Origin of the sequence: Pelomonas dachongensis (assembly GCF_043555865.1) — a bacterium.
Taxonomy (GTDB): Bacteria; Pseudomonadota; Gammaproteobacteria; order Burkholderiales; family Burkholderiaceae_C; genus Pelomonas; species Pelomonas dachongensis.
The window spans coordinates 401913-422554 of record NZ_JBIGHY010000005.1 but is presented as its reverse complement, the minus strand read 5'-3'; the positions used below and the strand labels follow the sequence as shown (position 1 = coordinate 422554).

19 protein-coding genes, 2 tRNA genes and 1 riboswitch are annotated in these 20642 nt (G+C 69.8%); of the genes, 7 read left to right on the top strand and 14 right to left on the bottom strand.

Annotation, left to right across the window (positions count from 1 at the left end; translation table 11 throughout):
• Nucleotides 1-10: 10 nt before the first annotated feature.
• The gene (locus ACG02S_RS16205) at nucleotides 11-778 is read left to right on the top strand and encodes a substrate-binding periplasmic protein (protein WP_394471504.1); all 768 of its coding nucleotides are present in this window, start codon (nucleotides 11-13) and stop codon (nucleotides 776-778) included.
• 30 nt (nucleotides 779-808) lie between these two features.
• Here the strand turns inward: ACG02S_RS16205 and ACG02S_RS16200 are convergent, their stop codons facing one another.
• The 3 genes from ACG02S_RS16200 to ACG02S_RS16190 are packed head-to-tail and all read right to left on the bottom strand — an operon-like array spanning nucleotide 809 to nucleotide 4697.
• Nucleotides 809-2413 (bottom strand): family 43 glycosylhydrolase, encoded by a 1605-nt coding sequence (locus ACG02S_RS16200; RefSeq protein ID WP_394471503.1) that lies wholly within the window; start codon nucleotides 2411-2413, stop codon nucleotides 809-811.
• The gene (locus ACG02S_RS16195; RefSeq protein WP_394471502.1) at nucleotides 2410-3741 is read right to left on the bottom strand and encodes a pectate lyase family protein; all 1332 of its coding nucleotides are present in this window, start codon (nucleotides 3739-3741) and stop codon (nucleotides 2410-2412) included. The genes ACG02S_RS16200 and ACG02S_RS16195 overlap by 4 nt, the downstream gene beginning before the upstream one ends.
• A complete protein-coding gene (locus ACG02S_RS16190) occupies nucleotides 3741-4697 on the bottom strand; it encodes a sugar kinase (RefSeq protein WP_394471501.1) in 957 nt (318 codons plus the stop codon). The genes ACG02S_RS16195 and ACG02S_RS16190 overlap by 1 nt, the downstream gene beginning before the upstream one ends.
• A 191-nt stretch (nucleotides 4698-4888) precedes the next feature.
• Here ACG02S_RS16190 and ACG02S_RS16185 point away from each other — a divergent pair, with 191 nt between their 5' ends.
• From ACG02S_RS16185 to ACG02S_RS16175, 3 genes are all read left to right on the top strand, one after another.
• Nucleotides 4889-5446 (top strand): GAF domain-containing protein, encoded by a 558-nt coding sequence (locus ACG02S_RS16185; protein ID WP_394471500.1) that lies wholly within the window; start codon nucleotides 4889-4891, stop codon nucleotides 5444-5446.
• Between the two features lie 20 nt (nucleotides 5447-5466).
• Entirely contained in the window at nucleotides 5467-5757 is a 291-nt protein-coding gene (locus ACG02S_RS16180) for a hypothetical protein (RefSeq protein ID WP_394471499.1), read from the top strand.
• A 229-nt stretch (nucleotides 5758-5986) separates the two neighbouring features.
• The gene (locus tag ACG02S_RS16175) at nucleotides 5987-8443 is read left to right on the top strand and encodes a putative bifunctional diguanylate cyclase/phosphodiesterase (RefSeq protein ID WP_394471498.1); all 2457 of its coding nucleotides are present in this window, start codon (nucleotides 5987-5989) and stop codon (nucleotides 8441-8443) included.
• Nucleotides 8444-8453: 10 nt separating this feature from the next.
• Here ACG02S_RS16175 and ACG02S_RS16170 read toward each other — a convergent pair whose 3' ends face one another.
• The 5 genes from ACG02S_RS16170 to ACG02S_RS16150 are packed head-to-tail and all read right to left on the bottom strand — an operon-like array spanning nucleotide 8454 to nucleotide 13367.
• Nucleotides 8454-9038, bottom strand: a complete 585-nt coding sequence (locus ACG02S_RS16170; RefSeq protein ID WP_394471497.1) for an ABC-type transport auxiliary lipoprotein family protein — start codon at nucleotides 9036-9038, stop codon at nucleotides 8454-8456.
• Complete coding sequence (locus ACG02S_RS16165) at nucleotides 9035-10000, bottom strand: MlaD family protein (protein ID WP_394471496.1); 966 nt, start codon at nucleotides 9998-10000, stop codon at nucleotides 9035-9037. Before ACG02S_RS16165 ends, ACG02S_RS16170 begins: the two co-directional genes overlap by 4 nt.
• 5 nt (nucleotides 10001-10005) lie before the next feature.
• Nucleotides 10006-10848 (bottom strand): ABC transporter ATP-binding protein, encoded by an 843-nt coding sequence (locus ACG02S_RS16160; protein WP_394471495.1) that lies wholly within the window; start codon nucleotides 10846-10848, stop codon nucleotides 10006-10008.
• A gap of 1 nt (nucleotide 10849) precedes the next feature.
• Entirely contained in the window at nucleotides 10850-12001 is a 1152-nt protein-coding gene (locus tag ACG02S_RS16155) for an ABC transporter permease (RefSeq protein WP_394471555.1), read from the bottom strand.
• 58 nt (nucleotides 12002-12059) lie between these two features.
• Nucleotides 12060-13367 carry a leucine-rich repeat-containing protein kinase family protein gene (locus tag ACG02S_RS16150; RefSeq protein ID WP_394471494.1) on the bottom strand — a complete coding sequence of 436 codons (1308 nt, stop codon included), beginning with the start codon at nucleotides 13365-13367 and terminating at the stop codon, nucleotides 12060-12062.
• Nucleotides 13368-13519: 152 nt separating this feature from the next.
• Here ACG02S_RS16150 and ACG02S_RS16145 point away from each other — a divergent pair, with 152 nt between their 5' ends.
• On the top strand, nucleotides 13520-14341 hold the full coding sequence (locus ACG02S_RS16145) for an HDOD domain-containing protein (RefSeq protein ID WP_394471493.1): 822 nt from the start codon (nucleotides 13520-13522) through the stop codon (nucleotides 14339-14341).
• Nucleotides 14342-14422: 81 nt separating this feature from the next.
• Here ACG02S_RS16145 and ACG02S_RS16140 read toward each other — a convergent pair whose 3' ends face one another.
• Both ACG02S_RS16140 and ACG02S_RS16135 read right to left on the bottom strand, forming a co-directional pair.
• Nucleotides 14423-14767: a zinc ribbon domain-containing protein YjdM gene (locus ACG02S_RS16140; RefSeq protein ID WP_394471492.1), complete on the bottom strand. Its 345-nt coding sequence runs from the start codon at nucleotides 14765-14767 to the stop codon at nucleotides 14423-14425.
• A 47-nt stretch (nucleotides 14768-14814) separates the two neighbouring features.
• Nucleotides 14815-15000, bottom strand: a complete 186-nt coding sequence (locus ACG02S_RS16135) for a ribbon-helix-helix protein, CopG family (RefSeq protein WP_394471491.1) — start codon at nucleotides 14998-15000, stop codon at nucleotides 14815-14817.
• A gap of 144 nt (nucleotides 15001-15144) precedes the next feature.
• Here ACG02S_RS16135 and ACG02S_RS16130 point away from each other — a divergent pair, with 144 nt between their 5' ends.
• Entirely contained in the window at nucleotides 15145-15918 is a 774-nt protein-coding gene (locus ACG02S_RS16130) for a spermine/spermidine synthase domain-containing protein (protein ID WP_394471490.1), read from the top strand.
• Nucleotides 15919-16488: 570 nt separating this feature from the next.
• Here the strand turns inward: ACG02S_RS16130 and ACG02S_RS16125 are convergent.
• From ACG02S_RS16125 to ACG02S_RS16115, 3 genes are all read right to left on the bottom strand, one after another.
• Nucleotides 16489-16564 (bottom strand) — tRNA-Asn (locus tag ACG02S_RS16125).
• Between the two features lie 82 nt (nucleotides 16565-16646).
• Nucleotides 16647-16722 (bottom strand) — tRNA-Asn (locus tag ACG02S_RS16120).
• 36 nt (nucleotides 16723-16758) lie between these two features.
• Complete coding sequence (locus ACG02S_RS16115; RefSeq protein WP_394471489.1) at nucleotides 16759-18915, bottom strand: TonB-dependent siderophore receptor; 2157 nt, start codon at nucleotides 18913-18915, stop codon at nucleotides 16759-16761.
• A gap of 75 nt (nucleotides 18916-18990) precedes the next feature.
• Nucleotides 18991-19095, bottom strand: a riboswitch (TPP riboswitch).
• Nucleotides 19096-19202: 107 nt separating this feature from the next.
• Here ACG02S_RS16115 and ACG02S_RS16110 point away from each other — a divergent pair.
• Complete coding sequence (locus ACG02S_RS16110; protein ID WP_394471488.1) at nucleotides 19203-19385, top strand: DUF3606 domain-containing protein; 183 nt, start codon at nucleotides 19203-19205, stop codon at nucleotides 19383-19385.
• A 164-nt stretch (nucleotides 19386-19549) separates the two neighbouring features.
• Here the strand turns inward: ACG02S_RS16110 and ACG02S_RS16105 are convergent, their stop codons facing one another.
• Nucleotides 19550-20635, bottom strand: a complete 1086-nt coding sequence (locus tag ACG02S_RS16105; protein WP_394471487.1) for an NAD(P)/FAD-dependent oxidoreductase — start codon at nucleotides 20633-20635, stop codon at nucleotides 19550-19552.
• Between the last annotated feature and the right edge of the window lie 7 nt (nucleotides 20636-20642).

Genomic DNA, 20642 nt, shown 5'->3' with positions numbered 1-20642 from the left:
AGACCACCCCGTGAGCCTGCCCCGCCGTTCCGTTTGCCTGCTGCCGTTGGCGTCGGCGCGGGCCTGGGGCGCGGGCACTGAGATCGCGCCGCTGCGCATCGGCTGGAGCGACTATCCGCCGTTCCAGCACGGCACCGCCGGTGAGCCGCCGCAAGGGCTGGACGTGGACTTGCTGGAAATGCTGGCGCGCGCCAGTGGTGAGCGGCTGCAGTGGATGCGTCGCCCGTGGGCGCGGCAGATGGCGGATGTGGCTCGCGGCGAGCTGGATCTCGTGCCCGGGGCGACGCCGTCGCCCGACCGGCTGGTGTTCGGCGACTTCACGCAGCCCTACCGGCAGGAGCGCGTGGCACTGCTGGCGCTGGCCGGCGAGCCGCAGGCGCTGCGCGGGCTGTCCGACCTGAAGGGGCGCGCGGTGCGCATCGGCGCCATCCGCGGCGTGGCCTTTCCCGCTGCGGTGCGCCGCGCGCTGGAGGACCCCGAGCTGGCGCGCCTGGTGGTGCCGCTGCACGCCAACGACCTGACGCTGTCGGCGCTGCGGTCGAGGCGCGTGGACTACGTCATCGACGACCCCAGCACGATGAACTGGCGCGTCGCACGCGAACCCGGTGCCGCGGTGCAGGTGGTGCTGGAGCTGGCCGTCAGCCCCGTGCACCTGCTGGTCGGCCGACCCCTGCTGGCGCAGCGGCCGACGCTGATCCAGCGCCTCAACCAGGGGCTGCAGGCGGCACGCCGGCAGCCGGAGTGGGCGCACGTACTGGCGCGCTACCCGGGCTACTGACGGTGGGCGGGGCGGCATGGGTGCCGCGGCCTAGTCGAGGGCGCGGTAGCGCAGGTTCGCAAAGCGCGCTTCGCCGCTGCCAGCCGCGTAGATCGCAGGGCGCAGGCTGGCGAAGCCGCCGCCCACGTTGTGGTGGTAGCCGGTCACGTCCATCTGCACCGGGAACTTGGTCCAGGGCTGGCTGGCGTCGGCGCGGCTGTAGAGCGTCAGCACATGGCGGGCGCACTTCAGCTTCAACTGCATCGTGCGGGCGATGCCGGCGGGCCGGGGCGCGGCGCGCAGGTCCTGGCCGTAGCGCAGCAGCCGGAAGCCCTGGGCGTTGGCGCCCATGCCGGCGTACAGCTTGGGGCTGTAGAACATCATCAGGCCGATCTGCACCCCCTCGTCGAAGTCCACGTCCACGTCGACCTCGAAGGCCGGGTCGCCCTGGATGAAGCCCAGCGGCGGGCTGTCGCCTGGGTCCTTGCCGGTGGCGCGCAGGTGCAGCCGGCCGCGGGCCACGCGGGCGCGCGCCAGTTGGCCTGTCCCGCCGCTGAGGAACTGCCAGTGCGACTTGAGGGCAGTCCCGGCGAAGTCGTCGGACAGCGGCAGGCCGTGGGCGACCTCCTGGCCGCCTTGCGGCTTCGTCATCGGCACGCCGTCGTCGGCCTCGACATGGAACCAGCCGTCAGCGCTGAAGCGTGCTGGCGCCAGCAGCATCTGCCGGCCCAGGGTGTGAAAGCCGTTCTCGTAGCCGTGGTACAGCATCCACCAGTCGCCGCGCGGCCCCTGCACGAGGCTGCCGTGGCCGCGCGACCACCAGCGCTCGCGCGACGAGGTCGTGCGCATCAGCGGGTTGTGCGGCGCCTGCTCCCACGGGCCGTCCAGGCTGCGCGCGCGGGCCGCAATGACCATGTGGCCGGTTGGCGGCCCGGCCGTGCCGCCCACGGCCAGCACCATGTGCCACCAGCCGCCGTGGAACAGCATCTTGGGTCCCTCGGGCGAGAAGCTCTCGACATCCCAGTCGTCGGGATAGCGCCAGGGGTCGTAGACGTGCTCGATGGGGCCAGCAACCTTGAGGCCGTCGGCGCTGAGCTTCACGCGGTCGCCGCCGGACAGGAACAGCCAGCGCTGGCCGTTCTCGCCGACCACGTGCGTGGGGTCGATGTGCCGGTGCAGGCCCAGCGGCTGCGGTTGTGACCACGGCCCCTCGATGCGGTCGGCCCAGGTCACGAGGATGTCGTTGGGCTGGGCCTTAACGGGCAGGTAGAGGTAGTAGCGCCTGCCGTGCTTGCACAGGTCCGGCGCCCACACGCTGCCCACCGGTTGCAGCAGCGCGTTCGCGATGGGCCGCCAGTTGACGAGGTCGCGCGAGTGCCAGATCAGCAGGCCCGGCAGCGCCTCGAAGCTGGAGTGCGTCAGGTAGTAGTCGTCGCCGTCCTTCAGCACCGAGGGGTCGGGCCGGTCGCCGGCCAGCACTGGGTTCATGAACCTGCCGTCGCCCATGTCCGCCTTGCGCTGGCCCTCGGTGCCTTTCGGCCAGGGCCGGCACGGCGGCAGGTAGGGCAGGCCGGGCGCGTCGCTGCAGTCGGCGGCCGCCAGCGCCGTGGACGGCGCCGCCAGCAGGGCCAGCAGTTCGCGGCGCAGCAACGTCACTTGTTCACCTGCTTGAACAGCGACGGCCAGCCGGCCTTGGGGCTCATGTCGGCGAGGTTCCAGTCGGCCTCGACGAAGGCGCGCTGCGTCGGCTTGCGCTTGGGCAGGCCGTCGGGGTTGTTCTGAGTCTCGTCGTCGATGAGCGTGCCGCGGTCCTCGGCGATGTCGGACAGCTGCTTGAAGTCCAGCGGGTCGCGTGCCCAGGGCCGCGAGCCCACCACCAGCGGCAGCAGCTTTTCCAGCTCGCGCGCCGGCAGCCAGTTCAGGCCGGCGGGCAGGTAGGGCTGGCGCACCGGCACGATCTGCGCGGTGCTGCTGGTGTAGCGACCGGTCAGCGGCAGCGGCTGGCCGTGGCGGTCCTGGGCGAGGTTGTCCTGCTCGAACAGCTCGACATCCCCTACGCCGCCCAGCGTGAACAGCGGCAGCCGCTCGACCGTGCCAGGGCCTGCACGCATGACATTGCCGGCCAGCGTGATCTTGCCGACCTGGTAGGGGCGGCCCAGCCACTCGTGCGCGATGAGGTTGTAGTGCACCGCCCTGGCGCCGGGGTTGTAGATCAGGTTGTTGACCATCGCCCCCCACGCGCCGCCCTTGAACAGCGCGTTGCGTTCGCGGTTCGAGGCGTAGACGTTGCCCAGCAGCAGGATGCGGTTGGCGTTGTCGTGGATCAGCGTGCCCTTGCTGTGCTCGCCCTTGGTGTGCACCGCCTCGCCCAGCCCCTCGTAGACGAGGTTGTGGCTGTAGGTGATCTCGTGCGACGTGGTCTCGCGCCAGTCGTCGGGCGTCGCGCCCTTGAAGCGCGGCCCACCCACCGACAGGTTCTCGTCGGTGGCCCACGAGAAGCTGCAGTGGTCCACGATGACGCGGCGTGCGCCCTCGGACGTGGTGATGCCATCTTGATCGCGGCCGCTGCGCTTGGCGCGGCCATAGGCGCCGGGGCGGATGCTGACGTGCTGCAGGATGACGTCGGCTGCAGCGATGTCGAACTCGCCACGCACCAGCGTGATGCCGGGGTCGGGCGCGGTCTGGCCTGCGATGGTGACGCGGCCCTCGCGCAGTCTGTAGCCGGCACCGCCCATGTCGATGACGCCGCCGACCTCGAACACGACGATGCGCGGCCCCGGTGTGTCCAATGCCGCCTTCAAGCTGCCAGGGCCCTCGGCCGCCAGTGTCGTCACGCGGATGATCGGGCCGCCCTGGCCGCCGTGGGTCTGCGCCCAGCCGGCGTGCAGGTAGGTGGCCGGGTGCAGCGGCGCCGTCGTCGTCGTCGATTCAGGCTGGGCCTGGGCCACGCCGGCCATCAGGGTCAGCGCCCACAGCACCCGCATCAGCCCGCCATCAGGTCTTGCATCGCGTCGCGCGGGATCAGCGCGCCGGGGTGCTGGATGACGCGTGCCGCCAGCCGGTTGCCGAAGGCAGCGGCCTCGGCCGCGCCCACGCCGCGCAGACGCTGGCTCAGATAGCCCGCAGCGAAGCTGTCGCCGGCGGCGGTGGTGTCCACCACGCGCTCCACCTTCTCGGCGGCCACTTCCTGCCACTGCCCGTCGCCGCCCACCAGCGTGGGCAGCGCGCCACGCTTGATCGCGATTTCGGCCACCGGCAGCGCCTGGGCCGCACTGACGGCGGCTTCCAGCGTGGGCAGGCCATGCAGCGCCTGGTGGTCGTCGGCGGTGATCAGCGCGACGCTGGCGGCGGCGAACGCGCGGCCGTACCAGTAGCGGGCGTCGGCCACCGAGTCCCACAGGCGCGGGCGGTAGTTGTTGTCGAATGCGACCACCTTGCCGGCGGCACGCATGCGGTTCATCAGCGCCAGCACGCGTTCGCGGCCGGCCTGGGGCAGGATGGCCAGGCTGATGCCGGACAGGTACAGCGCGTCCAGCGCGTCGGCCTGCTCCTCCAGGGCCGTCGCTGCCGATTCGAAGTAGGACCGGGCCGCCGCCTGGCCACGCCAGTAGTGGAAGCGGCGCTCGCCGTTGCCGTCCAGCTCGATCAGGTACAGCCCCGGCACCCGGCCGGGCAGGCGCTGCACCAGGCCGGTCTGCACGCCCTCGGCGGTCCAGCGCTCCAGCAGGCCGGTGCTGAGACTGTCGTCGCCAAGCGCCGTCGCGTAGTGCACGCGCAGCTGCGGGCCGCCGCAGCGGGACAAGTAGACGGCGGTGTTCAGTGTGTCGCCGCCGAAGGTCTGGCGCAGCTGGCCGAAGGCCTGGCCCTGCAGTTCCAGCATGCATTCGCCGAGAGCGGCGATGGACACCGGCCGGCCAGTGGCCGTGGAAGATGAAGTCACGATGGAAAAATGAAACAGCGGTTCAATAAACATATCGTACCTGTTCCTTCTCCGCACGTGGGTTTACCCCGGCCGCCGCATTTGAGTCAGCCGCCTGCGCGTTTGGAGGGGCTCCCCAGAGAAACCTAGGGTTACTCGGCCGCTGCCGCCGGACGCGCGGATGATGGGCCTCATCGCCCGGAGAAACGCCCATGCCGCCGTTGGAACCGCTGGACCTGCAGGACCTGGAGGTCACGATCTCGGAATTGATGGTGGCCACCGCCGACGGCCACGACCCGGCGCTGGACAAGCGCATCACCGACGTGCTGTTGACGCTGCGCCGGCAGTTGCGCATGGACGTGGTGTTCGTGTCCGAGTTCGTCGATGGCCGGCGGGTGTTCCGCTTCGTCGACGGCGGCGACCCGCTGGGCCTGCACACCGGCGACTCGGCGCCGCTGGAGCAAAGCTATTGCCAGGCCGTCGTGCAGGGCCGGCTGCCTGAACTCGTCACTGACGCCGCGCCCTTCGTCGCCGACGCCAGCCTGCCCGACGCGGGCATCCCGGTGGGCGCCCACCTGAGCACGCCGGTCGTGCTGCCCGATGGTCGCGTGTACGGCACGGTGTGCTGCTTCAGCAGCGCGCCGCAACCGGAGTTGCACGACAACGCGCTGGCCTGCCTGCGCCAGTGCGCGCGGCTGGTGGCGCGCAAGGTGGAGCTGGAGCAACACCCCGGTTGGTCGGCCACCGAGCCGCTGCCACTGCAATTTTGAAAAATTCTTGAGGAGGACCCATGAACGACGGTTTTGGACACGAGGTGCCGCCCCGGCATGCGCAGCAGACCCACCGCCAGGTGTCGCGCTACTGTGTCGTCATCGACGCCGCCGACGGCCCGCGGGCGCGGCTGCTGCTGGCTGACCGGACGCCGGTGGCCGAGTTCGACGCGGGCACCGAGGAGGTGACCGAGCTGATCAAGACGGCGCGCGCCAGCACCGGCGCCACCGGGCCGGAATGGGACCGCGCGCTGGCCGGCCACACGCCAGCCCAGCGCGCGGCGGCCACGGTCTACGAGCTGGACGTCTAACGGCCCCGACCCACGCACTGCAACGCCGCGCCGTGAAATAACCCACGAAAGCGGTGCGTGACCCGGGAACTCCTGCCAGGCGGTATCGACGATCCTGGGAATCACCCCTAGCATGCCGCCCTTTTTCGGCCGAGACCGGTTTGCCATGCACAAGCACAGTCGGGACGCAGAAGGCATCCCGACGGCGCAGGCGGTGGGGGCGCCAGCCTTGGACACCACAGGAGCCGCCTTGTCCCGCCCCGCTCGCATGGCGCGCGGTAGCGCGCCGGCTGCGGCCGACGCCGCGTGGCATGCGGTCGCGTTCCGCGAGATCTGGCAGGCCCGGCTGATCGGCATGGACCAGGCCCAGCGTGAGCTGGAGCGCTGGCGCGCGGCCCAGGGCGATGACCCCGGCAGTCTGCTGGCACTGCGCCTGGACCTGATGACCGTGCGGCTGGCGCCGCAGGGCGTGCAGGCGAGCCCGCGCTACCTCGAACTGGCCGCCCGGCTGCAGGCCAGCGGCGACCGCGACGGCGCCGTCATCGCTTCCAGCCTCGCGATGGGCACCGCGGCCTATGGCGGCGATGTGCTCAAGGCGGTGGCGACCTTCGAGCAGTTGCTCCCCGAAATCGACAAGCTGGCCGACCCGCTGGAACGCAGCGTGGCACTGTGGCCGGCGCTGTACCTGTACCAGACACTGGGCAATCCCGCCGCCTACCTGCGCCATGCCAACCAGCTGCTGGTGCTGGCCCGGTCCATGGGCCACAAGGGCATGTGCGAGGCTGCGTCGGCCAACCTGGGCATCGCGCTTTACCTGGCCGGTGACGAGCTGGCTGCGCTGCGCGTGCTGAAGGGCGTGCTGGACAGCAGCGGTGGCGTCGGCGGCTGGATCCGCTTCAGCGCCGTGGCCTGCCTGGCCGGTATCCACCACGCGCTGGGCAACTTCGACAAGGTGCTGCCGCTGCTGTCGGCCTGGGCCTTCCCGAGCCGGCAGGCCGGACTGGACCCGGAAGCAGTCAACCAGTTCCATGCGCTGGGTGCGGAGGTTCATGCCCGGCTGGGACGGCTGGACGACGCACGCCGCTGCCTGGCGTTCGTGGAGCAGGTGCCGCCGCCGCAGCGCAGCTACGACGTGCGTTGCCAGCTGGCGCTGTCGAGGGCGATGTACCTGCAGGCGCTGGGCCAACCGGCGCAGGCGCGGCTGGCGCTGGATGAGGCGGTGCAGTTGTCCGCGTTCTTCTCCGCCAGCCACCGCGTGCTGGACTCGCACTACTGGCGCTCCTTCGCGCAGCTGGCACGCGACCTGGGCGACTGGCAGGCAGCGTACGGCCACCTGGACCGCTACCGGGAGCTGGAGCAGCAGAAGAAGACCCTCGCCTCGGAGGCGCGGCGCATGGTGCAGCTGGAAAGCGGCGCGGCCGACATCGCCATGCTGGACGAGTTCCGCCGGGACCCGCTGACCGGGCTGGCCAACCGCGAGCAGATGCGCGTGCTGGGCGACGAATGGCTGGCGCGCCAGCGGGCCGAGCCGGTGGTGCTGATGTTGAACCTGCGCCGCTTCAACGCGATCAACGAAGCGCTGGGCCATGAAGTGGGCGACGCGGTGCTGGTGGCCGTGGCCGACCGGCTGCGCGCCGCCACGGCCGTGTTCGGGCTGGCGCTGGTGGCGCGCGTGTACGCCGACCAGTTCGCGCTGGCCGTGCCGCGCGACGACGGCGACGCGTCCATCCGGCAGCTCGCCGCGACGATCTTTGCCGCTCCGTTGAGCGTGCGCGGCCATCTGGTGGACATCAGCGCCGCCTGGGGCGTGGCCATGGCGCCGGCGCACGGCACGGCCATGCAGCAGCTGATGTCCAACGCCGAGATTGCGCTGCACCAGGACCGCCAGAGCGGCACCGGCTGGACGCTGTTCTCGCCGCAGCTGCGCAAGGCCAGCGCGCGCCAGCTGTCGCTGGTGTCAGAGCTGCGGCGCGCGGCGCAGGAGGACGAGTTCGAGCTGCTGCTACAGCCCAAGTTCGCACTCGCGGACGACCGCGTGACTGGCGCCGAGGCCTTGATCCGCTGGAACCATCCGGCGCGCGGCACCGTGCCGCCGGTGGAGTTCATCCCGTTCGCCGAGGACATCGGCGCCATCCGCGGCATCACCGACTGGGTGCTGCGCCGCGCGATGCAGATCACGCGCGAGCTGCAGCAGGCGCGCCTGGCCTGCCAGATCGCGGTCAACGTGTCGGCCCATGACATCGCCGCCGCCGGCTTCGGCGAGACGCTGCAGCGGCTGCTGGCCGAGACCGGTGCCCGCGCCACCGACATCCGGCTGGAGCTGACCGAAAGCGTCGTGATGAACGATCCGCAGCAGGTGGCCGGCCGCATGCGCGACATCAGCGCGATGGGCTTCGAGTGGTCCATCGACGACTTCGGCACCGGCCAGTCCTCGCTGTCCTACCTGCACCGGCTGCCGCTGCACGAACTGAAGATCGACCGCAGCTTCGTGCGCAATGCCGGCGACTCCAAGGCCACCATCACCTTGCTGAAGGCTGCCATCGACCTGGGCGCCAACCTGGGACTGAGCACGGTGGCGGAAGGCGCGGAGACGCAGCAAGAGTGGGACCTGCTGCGCCAGCTCGGCTGCGATGCCGCGCAGGGCTGGCTGCGCGCCCGGCCGATGGCGGTGGACGCCTTCCTGCGCTGGCTGGCAGCGCGCCGTTAGTGGGACGGTCTCAAGGGTTCTGACAGCTCGACGCCAGCCAGCCCGCCAGCTGCGGCAGCCAGGCGTCCACCGCCTGCGCCAGCCCGCGCACGGCGCCGCTTGCGTCGGGCGTGGAGGACCGGTCCAGCGACCAGGTCTGCTGCCGCGCGGCCTCGCCACCGGCCGGCCACAGCGTGGCGGTCAGACGCAGCTGTACATGGCTGTCGGTAGGGCTGTTGAACTGCTGCTCGAACTGGTCCAGGTGCACGGCCAGGAGGGCGGGCGAGCTGCTCGCGCAGCCGGGCATGGCGGCGAGCTGCTCGCGCAGGCGCTGGGTCAGCAGCGCGGCTGGCGGGGCCGCCCAGGCGCTGTCGCGGTAGTGCGCCAGCCGCTGCGCCTGCTGGAAGTTCAGCCGGTAGGCGATGCCGTCGCTGGACAGCCAGGGCGGTGCGGTCACGTCGGCGATGCGCCAGGCCAGCGGGCCGCCGGTGGTCGTCACCACTGCACCGGTGCCCGCGCCGGGGCCGAGGTCATAGACGGCCTGGGGCAGGGCGGTGGGGGCCAGCGAACAGGCGGTCAGCGCCAGCGTGGCGAGCAGCGTGGCAACGTGCTTCATCGGCCACCTTCCTTCAGCCGTTCGGCAAAGCCCGGCTCGCCGGGGCCGGGTGGTGGCGGGCTGCGGCCGAACAGCAGGCTCTGCGGCTGGTCGCCGAGGCCCTGGGCGGCGCGCTCCACGCTGCGGCTGGCGGCGGAGAGGTCCGTCACCAGGGGGCGCGTGCGCGGCGGGGTGTCGCCCACCAGCGCCAGTTCCAGGTTGCGCGTGCTGGCCTGCAGCTGGGCGGCGGCGCCGCCCAGTTGGTCCAGCACGGCGACCCGCGTCTTCAAGTCCTGTGTCAGCGCGCGGCCGTCGGCGGCCAGCGCCTCGATCTCGCGCAGCGCGGCGGTGGCGCGCTGCGCCGTGGCATCGGCGTCTTTCAGCAGGCCGGGCAGCGCGCGGGCGCCGGGCTGCAGTGCGGTCATCAGCTGGCTGGTGTCGGTGGCGGCCTGCTCCAGCTTCTGCAGCGACCGGCCCAACTGCGTGCGGTTGTCGTCGCTGAGCAGCAGGTTCAGCCGTTCCGCAGCCTCGGAGAACCGGGCGATCAGCAGCGGGCCGCTGGTCGCCAGGCGGTCCAGCAGTGCGGGCTGCAGTGGAATGCGCGCACCCGGCGCCGCACGCTGCAGCGGGGCGTTGGTGGCGGTTTCTTCCAGACCGATAAAGGACAGGCCCGTGACGCCTTGCAGGCCCAGCTGCGCGTGCGTTGCGGCCGACACCGGCGCGGCGGCGTCCACTGCGATGCCCACGAGGATCTGCCGGGGGTCCTGCGGGTCGAATCCGATGCTGTCCACGAAGCCGACCTCCACGCCGCGCAGCTTGACGGGTGCCTTCAGGTTCAGGCCGGAGACACCGCTGCGCGACACGACGGTGTAGTGCACGCGCGCCGTGCGGTCGCCCTGGAACCAGGCGACGCTGGCCGCCAGGGCCAGGCCCAGCAGCAGCAGGAACAGGCCGGCGGCGATGGCGTGAGCTTTGTTTTCCATGGTGTTCAAACGTTGGCTTCGTCACGCAGCACGGCGGGCACGCCGCCATCGTCGCTGGTGTCATCGAGACTGAGGCGAAAGCGCTGCAGGTCTTCTTCCGCGCAGCGCTGCACATGACCCAGGAAGAAGTTGCGCACGAAGGGGTGGGGCAGCCGGGCCACGTCGGCCAGCGGGCCGCTGGCAATGATGTGCTGGTCTGCCAGTACCGCCACGCGGTCGGCGACGGCGAACAGCGTGTCGACGTCGTGCGTGACCATGACGACGGTGAGCCCCAGCTCCTGCCGCAGCCGGCGCAGCAGCTTGACGAACTGCTTGGCGCTGTCGGGGTCCAGCCCGGCGGTGGGTTCGTCCAGGAACAACAGCTGCGGGTCCAGGATCAGCGCGCGCGCCAGCGACACGCGCTTGACCATGCCGCCTGACAGCTCCGACGGCTGCTTGGTTGCGTCCTCGGGCTTCAGGCCCACCTGCGCCAGCTTCAGCATCACCAGCGGTTTGAGCAGGTCGGGCGGCACGCTCTTGAGCTCGCGCAGCGGCAGCGCGATGTTGTCGAACACGCTCAGCGCCGAGAACAGCGCACCGTGCTGGAACAGCGCGCCCCAGCGGTAGCGCACGCACTCCAGGTCGCGCGCGGCGCAGCCGCCCAGCGGGTGGCCAAAGATCCTCACCGTGCCTTCGCGCGGCACGTCCAGCCCCAGCAGCAGGCGCAGCAGCGTGGTCTTGCCGGAACCCGAGCCGCCGATCAGCGCGACGACCTCGCCCCGGTTCACGGTGAGGTTCAGGCCGCGGTGGATGACGTGGCCGCCCAGCACCGTGGTGACGTTATCGACTTCGACGATGGTGTCGTTCATGTCACAGGCCCACGTCCGAGAACAGCACGGCGAAGATGGCGTCCACCACGATGACAAGCGTGATCGCCGTGACCACGGACTGTGTGACGGCCTGGCCCAGGCTCTCGGTGTTGGGCCGCACGCGCAGCCCGAAGTGCGAAGCCAGCAGTGCGATGAGGCCGCCGAACAGCATGGACTTGATCCAGCCCAGCCACAAATTGACCGGCTCCACCACGCCCGGCAGCGCCTGCAGGAACTGCGTCGGGTCCAGCTTGAGCTGCGCGCTGGCCGCGGCCATGCCGCCCAGCAGCATCAATGCGCTGGTCCACAGCGCCACCAGCGGCAACGACACGGCCAGCGCCAGCACCTTGGGGAGCACCAGCCGCACGGTGTGCGAGATGCCCATGACGGACAGCGCGTCCAGCTCCTGCGTGACGCGCATGACGCCGATCTGCGCCGTCATCGCCGAGCCCGAGCGGCCCGCCACGATGATGGCCGCCAGCAGCGGGCCCAGCTCGCGCAGCACGGCCAGGCCCAGGATGTTGATGACGAAGATGTCAGCGCCGTAGGTCTTCAGCTGGCGCGAGATCAGGTAGGACAGTGTCAACCCGACCAGGAAGCCCACCAGCGCCGTGATGGGCAGCGCCTGTGCGCCGGTGCGGAACACGTTGGCGGAGATCTCGCGCCACGCGATCAGCGACGGGTGGCGCAGGCCCTGCGCGAAATCCAGCAGCAGCCGCCCGGTCAGCGCGGTGAGGTCGACCGCATGGCCCGCGAACCCCAGCAGCCTCGCACGCAGCAGCGCAAGACCTGGTCCCAGCCGCGGCCGGCGTTGCGGCGCCGTGGTGGGCTGCATGAACTGCGCGAACAGCAGCGCCTGCTCGGGCAGCCACAGCAGCCGCGCGGGCCGCTGCTGGCCCCAGCCCTGCCACAGCGTCAGCGCGCCAGCGGTGTCCAGCCGGCCGACCGCCCGCAGGTCCCACAGCGTGTCGCCCCCGGCGGCCACCGCGTCGGCGATGCGCGCGCGGAACTCCTCGTAGCGGCCACGCAGCGCCAGAAGCGTCCAGTCGCCGCTGATGCGCCATTCCTGCGCGCTGCCGGCCTGCAGCTTCGGCTCGGCGTCAAGCGGCGCGGCGGGTGCCCACGCACCTGCCGGGCCGGGGGGCTCTGGCAGGTCGGGCGGGGACAGGGCGCCAGCGTCGCTCATGGCGCGCACGCTAGCACGCCATGCGTCAGCCGCACGGCAGTGCCAGCCGGCGCAGGCGCTGTGCGACGTCGTGCGCGGCCGGGCGGGTGTCGACCGCAGCGGCCAGACATGCATCGGCCAGCACCTGCACCGCGTCGGCGTGCTGTGCGCAGCGCGGGCCCAGCTCCTCCAGCAGGCAGCCGAGCGCGCGCACGTCCAGCGCCTTCAGCCGGGCGGCCTGCTGCGGCGGCACGCTGGCAAGGAACGAGGCCGCGCCGAAGTCACCCAGGCGGCCTTCTCCGTCGCCGTCGTGCAGCATGTTGTGGGCGTAGAAGTCGCCATGCGTCAGCGCGCGTGCGTGCAGGTGCGCCAGCGCGTCGGCCATGCCCGTGGCCAGCCGCAGTGCCGCGCCGGGCGCCATCTGCAGCGCCGGGTCGTAGACATCGCGCGTGCAGGACGCCAGGCTGGGCGGGCCGGCCAGCGTTCGAAAGCGCGGCGGTATCAGCGGCATCAGCAGGCCGTCGGCGCCGCCAGGGTGCCCGCTGAGCCGGCCGGTGGCGGGAATCAGGTGCGGATGCGCGCCGGCCTGCAGACAGGCCGCCAGTTCGGTGCCGGGCAGGCCGTCGCTGGTGACTTCGCCCTTGAACACCTTCAGCGCCACGGCCGTGCCGTCTGCGCGCGCAGCCCGGTGGATGTGGCCCGACGCGCCTTCGCCCAGCAGCGCCTGCACCTGCAGATCCGCCCAGTTCACGCGCGGCATGGGCGCGTTGTCGAGCGCTTCGGCTTCCTGCGCGGCGCTGAACGGGTTGCCGCCGTGCGCCAGCCACGTCAGACGTGGCAGCGTCAGCAGCCAGTCCGGCAGACCTTCGAATTGGTTCGCAGAGATCCGCAGCAGCTCCAGCCGCTCGCAGCCGGCCATCGTGGCGGGCAGGGCGGTCAGCCGGTTGCCGGCCAGCGCGACCTTCTGCAGACGGGCGCGGCGGCCCAGTTCGTCGGGCAGCGCCTCGATGCGGTTGTCGGTCAGGATCAGCCAGCGCAGCCGCGGCGGCAACGCCGCGGCCGGCACGTCGCTGATGTGGTTGGCCTTGAAGCCCACCATCTCCAGTGACTTGCAACGGCCCAGCACCTCGGGCAGGCGCGCGAAGCGGTTGTTGGAGCAGAAGATGACGCGCAGCCGGTGCAGCCGCGGCAGATCGGCGGGCAGGTCGTCCAGCGCATTGCCGGACAGGTCCAGCTCTTCCAGCGAGTCGGCCAGCGTGTAGACCTCCTCGGGCAGTTCGCGCAGGTCGGCGCGCAGTGTCAGTCGTCGGGCGCCGGACAGGGCGCCGGCGCGGAGTTGTTCCAGGGTGTTCAAGGGGCGTGGCTCGGTCTTCGCGTGGCCTGGGCCGAAGCGGGGAGGGTCTTCGCGGTACAGCGGCGCGGCATTGTCCGCGCAGCACGGCGGCGGCCGGTCGCACTTCCCCAGCGAAGCCCAGTAGCATTGGGCCATTCAACGCGAGGTGCCCCGTGAAACTCGAAGCCCTGCTCGCCACCGAGACCTTGATCCCGTCGCTGCCGGAAGGCGTCAGCCGGGTGCTTGCCGAACTGCAGAAGGAAGAACCCGACCTGCGCCGCATCAACGAACTGTTGTCCGGCGAGATCGGTCTGGCCGTGCGGCTGCTGCGCCTGGTGAACTCGGCGCGCTACAGCGCGGGCGACCAGCGCATCGGCACCATTGAGGCCGCCACAGCCCGGCTGGGGCTGGTGGCGACACGTCAGCTCGTCCAGGCGGCGGCCGTGGGCGGCGCCTTCAAAGGCGTGCCCGGGGCGGACATGACCAGCTTCTGGCGTTACAGCCTGGACGTGGCCAAGATCGCGCAGTCGCTGGCTGAAGAGCTGAGGCTGGACAAGGGCCTCGCCTTCACCGCCGGCCTGTTGCACGGCACCGGCGACCTGGTGCTGAAGATGGCGATGCCCGGGCGTGAGAGCCTGCAGCCGCCGTTCCCGACCGATGATGACCGCCACGAGACCCAGCGCGCCGACCTGGGCTATGCCTACCCGGAGGTCGGCGCCGCATTTGCCGCGCGCTGGCTGTTCCCGGACAGCATCGTCGAGGCGATTCGCCACCAGTGCGACCCGCAGGACGCGCGAGACAAGACGCTGGCAAGCCTGCTGCACCTGTCCATCTGGAGTGCCCGCGCGCACGAACTCGACATCGAGGGCGAGGCGCTGGCCGACGCGTTTCCCGGCGACGTCGCACAGGCCATCGGCCTGGCCGATGCGGAGCGGCTGCGTGGCGACGACGTCATCGCGTGGACGCCGGACGACGAGGCGCGCGACTTTTCCTGACGGCGACGACCGCCTGGCGACGCTGTAGCGCCCAGGCTGTCTGTCCTCGTGGCTCCCCGGCGTGGGCTCGAGCCCGGCCGCTCAGGCCTTCTTCACGAACTCCGACTTCAGCCCCATCGCGCCGACGCCGTCGATCTTGCAGTCGATGTCGTGGTCGCCGTCGGCCAGGCGGATGTTCTTGACCTTCGTGCCGACCTTGACGACCAGCGACGAGCCCTTGACCTTGAGGTCCTTGATGACGGTGACCGTGTCGCCGTCCTGAAGTACGTTGCCGACGGCGTCCCTGATGACGCGGGCCGCTTCGGCCGCCACCGCCTCGGAGCCCTGCGCCGACCATTCGTGGCCGCATTCGGGGCAGACGAGCTGGGTGCCGTCCTCATAGGCGTAGGCGGATTGGCACTGGGGGCAGGCGGGCAGGGTGCTCATGGGGTTCGGGAGAGATTCAGTGGGTCGAATGGAGGTGCGGCAACAGGTCAGCCGGCCTCTCGCTCTTTGTCGCCGCCAGCACCGAAGCCGACGCCGTGGGTCGCCAGGTAGTCGCGGATGAGGCGCCGCACCACCTGCGACGGGGTGACGTCCTGCTGCGCACAAAGCGTCTCGAAGGCCTTCTTTTTGTCCGGGTCGATCAGGACCGTGAGTCGTGCGGTTTTCTGCTCCATTGAGCGTCTCCTATGTAAATCGCATGATAATTGCGAACATATCTAATGCCAATTGAATTGGCTGTCTGCCCGATCGGCTCACCTCAGCATTGCTGGCGTGCGGGCCGACGCAGCCGACGCCCATCGCTGACAACTTTGCCGACCATGCCTCATACCGCCCATGCCGAGGACCACGTCAAGCCGTTCGTCTACGAGACGCTGACGACTAAGGCGCTGCACTTCTCGATCAGCGAGATCCAGAGCCGCATGCAGGTGCTCAAGCCGTTGGCTCTGGACCTGGACTACACGCGCACGATGATGGGATTCCTGCTGTTCAACGACAGTCCGGACACCATGGGCATGATCGGTCTGGGCGGTGGTTCGCTGGCCAAGTTCTGCCGCAGCTACCTGCCGAAGGCGCGCATCGACGTCGTCGAGATCAATCCGCACGTCATCGCGCTGCGAGACGTGTTCCACGTGCCGCCGGATGACAGCCTCTTCGCGGTGCGCCGGGGCGACGGCGCAGACTTCGTGCGCTCGCCGCCGCATCGCATGGACGTGTTGATGGTCGACGGCTACGACCCCGATGGCATCCCGCCTGCCTTGTGCTCGCAGGCCTTCTACGACGACTGCAGGGAATCACTGCAGCCGGAGGGCCTGCTGGTCGTCAACCTGCACATGGGTCACTGCGACTACGCCGTGCACGTCGAGCGGATCCGCCGCGCATTCGACGGTCGCATCCTTGTCCTGCGTGATCAGGACTGCGGCAACAGCATCGTCTTCGGCTGCGCCGGCTGCCGTCTGCAGCGCGCCCAGACCTCGCAGTTACGCCGCCCCCGCCACTTCGACGCCGCTGCGTGGAAAGAGCTGGCGCCCAGCCTCGCCGAGGTCATGGATGAACTGCGGAAGACGGCGTTTGACGGCGTGGGGCGCGTTTGACACATCCGCACCGCCGGGCGTTTCAAGCAAGATAGGCAGACAGCTCGCCCTCGCGGGCTGGACGTGCCCAGAAAAATGCCTCACATGCTTGCGCGTGTGAGGCTTTCGATTTGGCTCCCCGACCTGGGCTCGAACCAGGGACCTACGGATCAACAGGTCTATGGCTTGCTCAGAAGTCCGGATGTCCGAGACTGGCCAAGTCACTGTGTGTGGCAGGGTAAGGAGCAAGTTCGACAGCCGTTCACCTGGGTGTAGTAGCGCCTTGCTGCGCGTACGGCATCAGCACAGTTGTTGAACTGGCCCAGCAGTTGCACGTTCGCAGTCGACGGCCAATACATGCAGCCCTTCTTGTGCACCTCGTGGTCTCCGTTGGACTGCGCTGCCTTGTTGACGCAATAGTCGTCCATCGTTTTTTTGCCCTGGGATTGCGGAGCGATCGACTATCGGCGTGACCTGAGGACGCGGCATCCCCAAAACTTGGGAGACTTCCCCAGTCGCGCTGGAGCGGCACAGCGCTGTTCACCACAAAGAAAGAAGCCCCGCACGCTTAGACATGCAGGGCTTCTGAAGTGGCTCCCCGACCTGGGCTCGAACCAGGGACCTACGGATTAACAGTCCGGCGCTCTACCGACTGAGCTATCGAGGAAAAGTGCTTTGATGTCGGCGTGGCAAGCGGTTGCACCACGCGTCTTGGGTTTTCTGACGCTTGCGCATCAGGCTTGAATTTCTGGCTCCCCGACCTGGGCTCGAACCAGGGACCTACGGATTAACAGTCCGGCGCTCTACCGACTGAGCTATCGAGGAACAGAGCCCGTGACTATAGCAGTTTTTTCAAGGGCATCAGAGACGGACTTCGAGACTCGTGCGGAAAGTCCGCGGCGCCAGCGGGTAGAGGTAGCTGTGCTCGAACTGCCAAGGCGATTCGCGCCAGGCGCGGCGGTTGGTGACGTTGTCGATGGCAGCACGCCAGATCCAGGTTTGCGAGCCGGTGCCCGCCGTGTAGCGCAGGCCCGCATCGGCGACGGTCCAGGCCGGCACAGCGACGCTGTTGTCGGGTGTCGCAAAGCGTCGTCCTTCATGGCGCAGGCCCAGCTGCACCTGCAGGCCCGGCAGCAGGTCCTGGCGCAGCTGCGCCTTCAGCGTGGTCTTGGGGACGTTCGGTGGCGTCAGGCCGTTGAGGCTGGCGTCAGCACTGCCCTGGCGGCGTGCGCGCAGGTGCATGGCGCTGGCGAACAGGCCACCGCCGCTCCACTTCAGGTCGGCGCTGGCCTCCACGCCTCGGTGGCGGGCGACACCATCCGCGCGGCGTTCGCAGCTGTCGTCGGCACTGCATTCGGCAAAGCCGGGCAACAAGACGTCGCGCCACAGCGGGCGGCGGATGTCGAAGACGGTCAGCGCGCCTTCGACGCGTTGCGTGCCGGTCTTCAGCCCAGCCTCGATCTGGCGGCTCTTCAAGGCGGGCAAGGCCTCGCCGGCGTTCCTGTAGCGCGCACGGTTGGGTGCAACCTCGCTCTCCACGCCCTGTCCCCAGCTCGCGTAGATCAGCCACTCGCTGGCGATGGCGTGGCTCAACGCGAGCCATGGTGTCGTGACGCTCTGCGCGTAGTCGGTCGGGCGCGAACCGTCGGTGCGCACGCTCTTGCGATCCAGCCGCGTGTGACGCAGACCCATCCAAAGGCTGGTGTCGCTGCCGAGCACCACGCGGTCGCGCAGATAGAGCTCGTTGCTGCGTTCGTCGCGGTGGGTGTTCTCGCCGGTCAGGGCAGGCTTGGGTGCGGTGACGACGCTGCCGTCGATGTGGCCGATACCGGTGAAGTTGTAGGCCTGCTGCTGGAAGCGGCTCTTGAACTGGCTGGTCAGGCCGCCGACCGTGAGTTCGTGACGCATGCCGGCGAGCTGCACGGGGCCGCTGGCCGAGATGTCCAGCGACGTGGTGTCGCGGTGCTCGTTCTCGCTGCGGAAGTCGTACAGGTCGAAGCGGCCGTCGGGGCCGAAGCGGTCGCAGTAGTAGACGCCGTCGAACGTGCTGTTCTCGTTGCAGTCCAGGCCGAAGGCGAACGCGTTGCGATCGTCGGTGCGCAGGCGTTGCGCGCCCAGCGCGGCCTGGGCGCGCCAGCCGCCAGCCAGCTTGTGCTGCACGCGCAACGAGGCATGCGTGTTGTCGAAGACGACGGGCAGCGTCCAGGGCTGGTTGTTGAGGTTCAGATTGGGGTCGATGCGGCTCGCATCGGGCAGTTGATTGCCCAGCAGGCTGAAGCCGTCCTGGCTGGGTTGGCTCTGGCGGTTCAACTCCACCTCGGCCTCCACGAGCGTGTCCACACGGGGGCGCCACTCGGCCGCCAGCGCCGCCGTGTGTGCGTTGCCTTTGGTGTTGCGCACCTGCGGGTCCAGCCGGGCCACTGCCAGGTTCACGCGCAGGCCGAACTCGCGGTTGGCGCCAAAGCGCTGGGAGTGGTCCAGGCTGGCCTCCAGCGTGCCACCTTCGATCGCGCCCAGCATCAGCGTCGTCGCGTCGTCGGCCAGCGGGCGCTTGACGACGAGGTTCACCAGGCCGGCAGGCGCGCTGGTGCCGGCCTGCAAGCCGGAGCTGCCCTTCAGCACCTCCACGGCCGCCTTGTTGGCCAGCGACAGCGCGGTCTCGCCGCTGATGGGCAGGCCGTCCCGGCGCAGGTTGAAGCGGTTGTCGAGGTCGAAGCCGCGCACCTTCAGCTGCGACCAGTAACCGGCGGCCTGGTAGGCGTCGGACACAGACGCGTCCAGCTTGGTCAGGCCGGACAACTGGCTGACGCCGAGGTCGGCCAGGCGTTCGGACGACAGGCTCAGCACCTGCATGGGCAGCCTGGCGGGCGGTTCGGTGAAGCCGGCAAGGCCGGGAGCGGCCTCGACGGCCTTGCCGGTCACGCTGACCTGGGGCAGGGACTGCGCATCCGCCAGGCCGGCGGCAAGCAGTGCCGCGGCGGCGGCAAGAACGGAAACGGAAAAGAAAGGCGTTGCCATCGAAGCTCGGAGCGATGGCAGGTCGGCAAACACTGAAGACGCCGGGCCCCGGGAGACGAAACGGAAAAACGGAGGCCTGCGGTTCGGCTGCTTCCCTGCGCGAGGATTACCTCAATCAGGTTCAAAGGGACTGTCTCAGTCGCGCCTGCCGTGGCTGGCGCAACACCCCTAGCGAAGACCGGCGGACATGCCGCCGGCGGAGCGCATTCTATGGGCGCGGCTGTCGGCAGGCTTTGCTGGGAACGGTTTTTGCTGCGTCGCAGCAACGATTCCCACAGGAGCACCCCATGTCCGACCTCACCTTTGATTCCAGCACCTCACAAGCGTCGCGCATCGGCCTGGCCGAGGAGCATGAAGTGCACGGCTGGTGTCAGGCCCTCGGTGTGACCGAGGCCGAGCTGCGCGTGGCCGTGGCTGCCGTGGGTGATGATGCCGACGAAGTCCGCGGCCATCTGGGTCGGGGCGGCTGACCGTCCCAGCGGTTGGCCGTTCGGACGGCTGACCCGCCGCCCCGACGTGCGGCAAGTTCTGCGCGCAACCGGTCATCCGGGGGCTTCGCAGCGAGGCGTGATCGTCAACGCGCCTGACGCAAACAAGCCGCCCGGGGGCGGCTTTGCACGCCAGCGGCGGCCACTCAGTCGAACACCGGCGACTCCACGCCGAGCACCTTGTGCAGCTTGGGGCTGGTCGTCGTGTACTGCAGGTGCACGCGCTTGTCCGGGTACACGTAGGGTGCTGCGCCGAACGCGGCCAGTGCGGCTTCGTGGAAGCCGCTGAGGATGAGCTTCTTCTTCCCCGGGTAGGTGTTCACGTCGCCGACGGCAAAGATGCCCGGCACGCTGGTCTCGAACTTCTCGGTGTCGACGACGACCTGCTTGCGCTCCAGCGCCAGACCCCAGTCGGCGATGGGGCCGAGCTTGGGGCTGAGGCCGAAGAAGGTCAGCACCTGGTCGCAGGGCACGACGCGGGTGACGCCGTCGTTGCCGGCGACCTTCAGGCCGGTCAGCCGGCCCTCGTGTTCGGCAATGCCCACGGCCTGGCCGATGATGAGCTGCATCTCCTGCGCGTCGCACAGCTCGCGCATCTTCGCAACGCTGGCGGGCGCGGCGCGGAAGTCGTCACGCCGGTGCATCAGCATGACGCTCTGGGCCTTGTGAGGATTGCCGTCAGCGTACGCGGCGCAGAAGTTCAAAGCCCAGTCCAGCGCCGAGTCGCCGCCGCCGATGATGAGGAGGTTCTTGCCGGCGAAATCGGCCGGCGTCTTCACGCGGTAGTGGACCTGCGTGCCCTCGAACGGCTCCACGCCCTCAACCTTCAGCGTGCGCGGCTGGAAGCTGCCCACGCCGCCGGCGACGAAGACGGTCTTGGTGAGGAAGCGAGTGCCCTTGCTCGTCTCGACGCGGAAGCGGCCGTCCTGTTGCTTGTCGACCACCGTGACCTCCTGGCCCAGGTGGAAGGTCGCACTGAAAGGCTCGATCTGCCTGAGCAGGTTGTCGGTCAGCTCCTTGCCGGTGCACACGGGCACGGCTGGGATGTCGTAGATGGGCTTGTCGGGGTACAGCTCGATGCACTGGCCGCCGGGGTAGGCCAGGCTGTCGACGACGTGGGCCTTGATCTCCAGCAGGCCCAGCTCGAAGACCTGGAACAGGCCGACTGGCCCGGCGCCGACGATGACGGCGTCGGTCTCGATCAGTTCGGGGGGCGACGCTGGGGCCTGCATGGGCAGC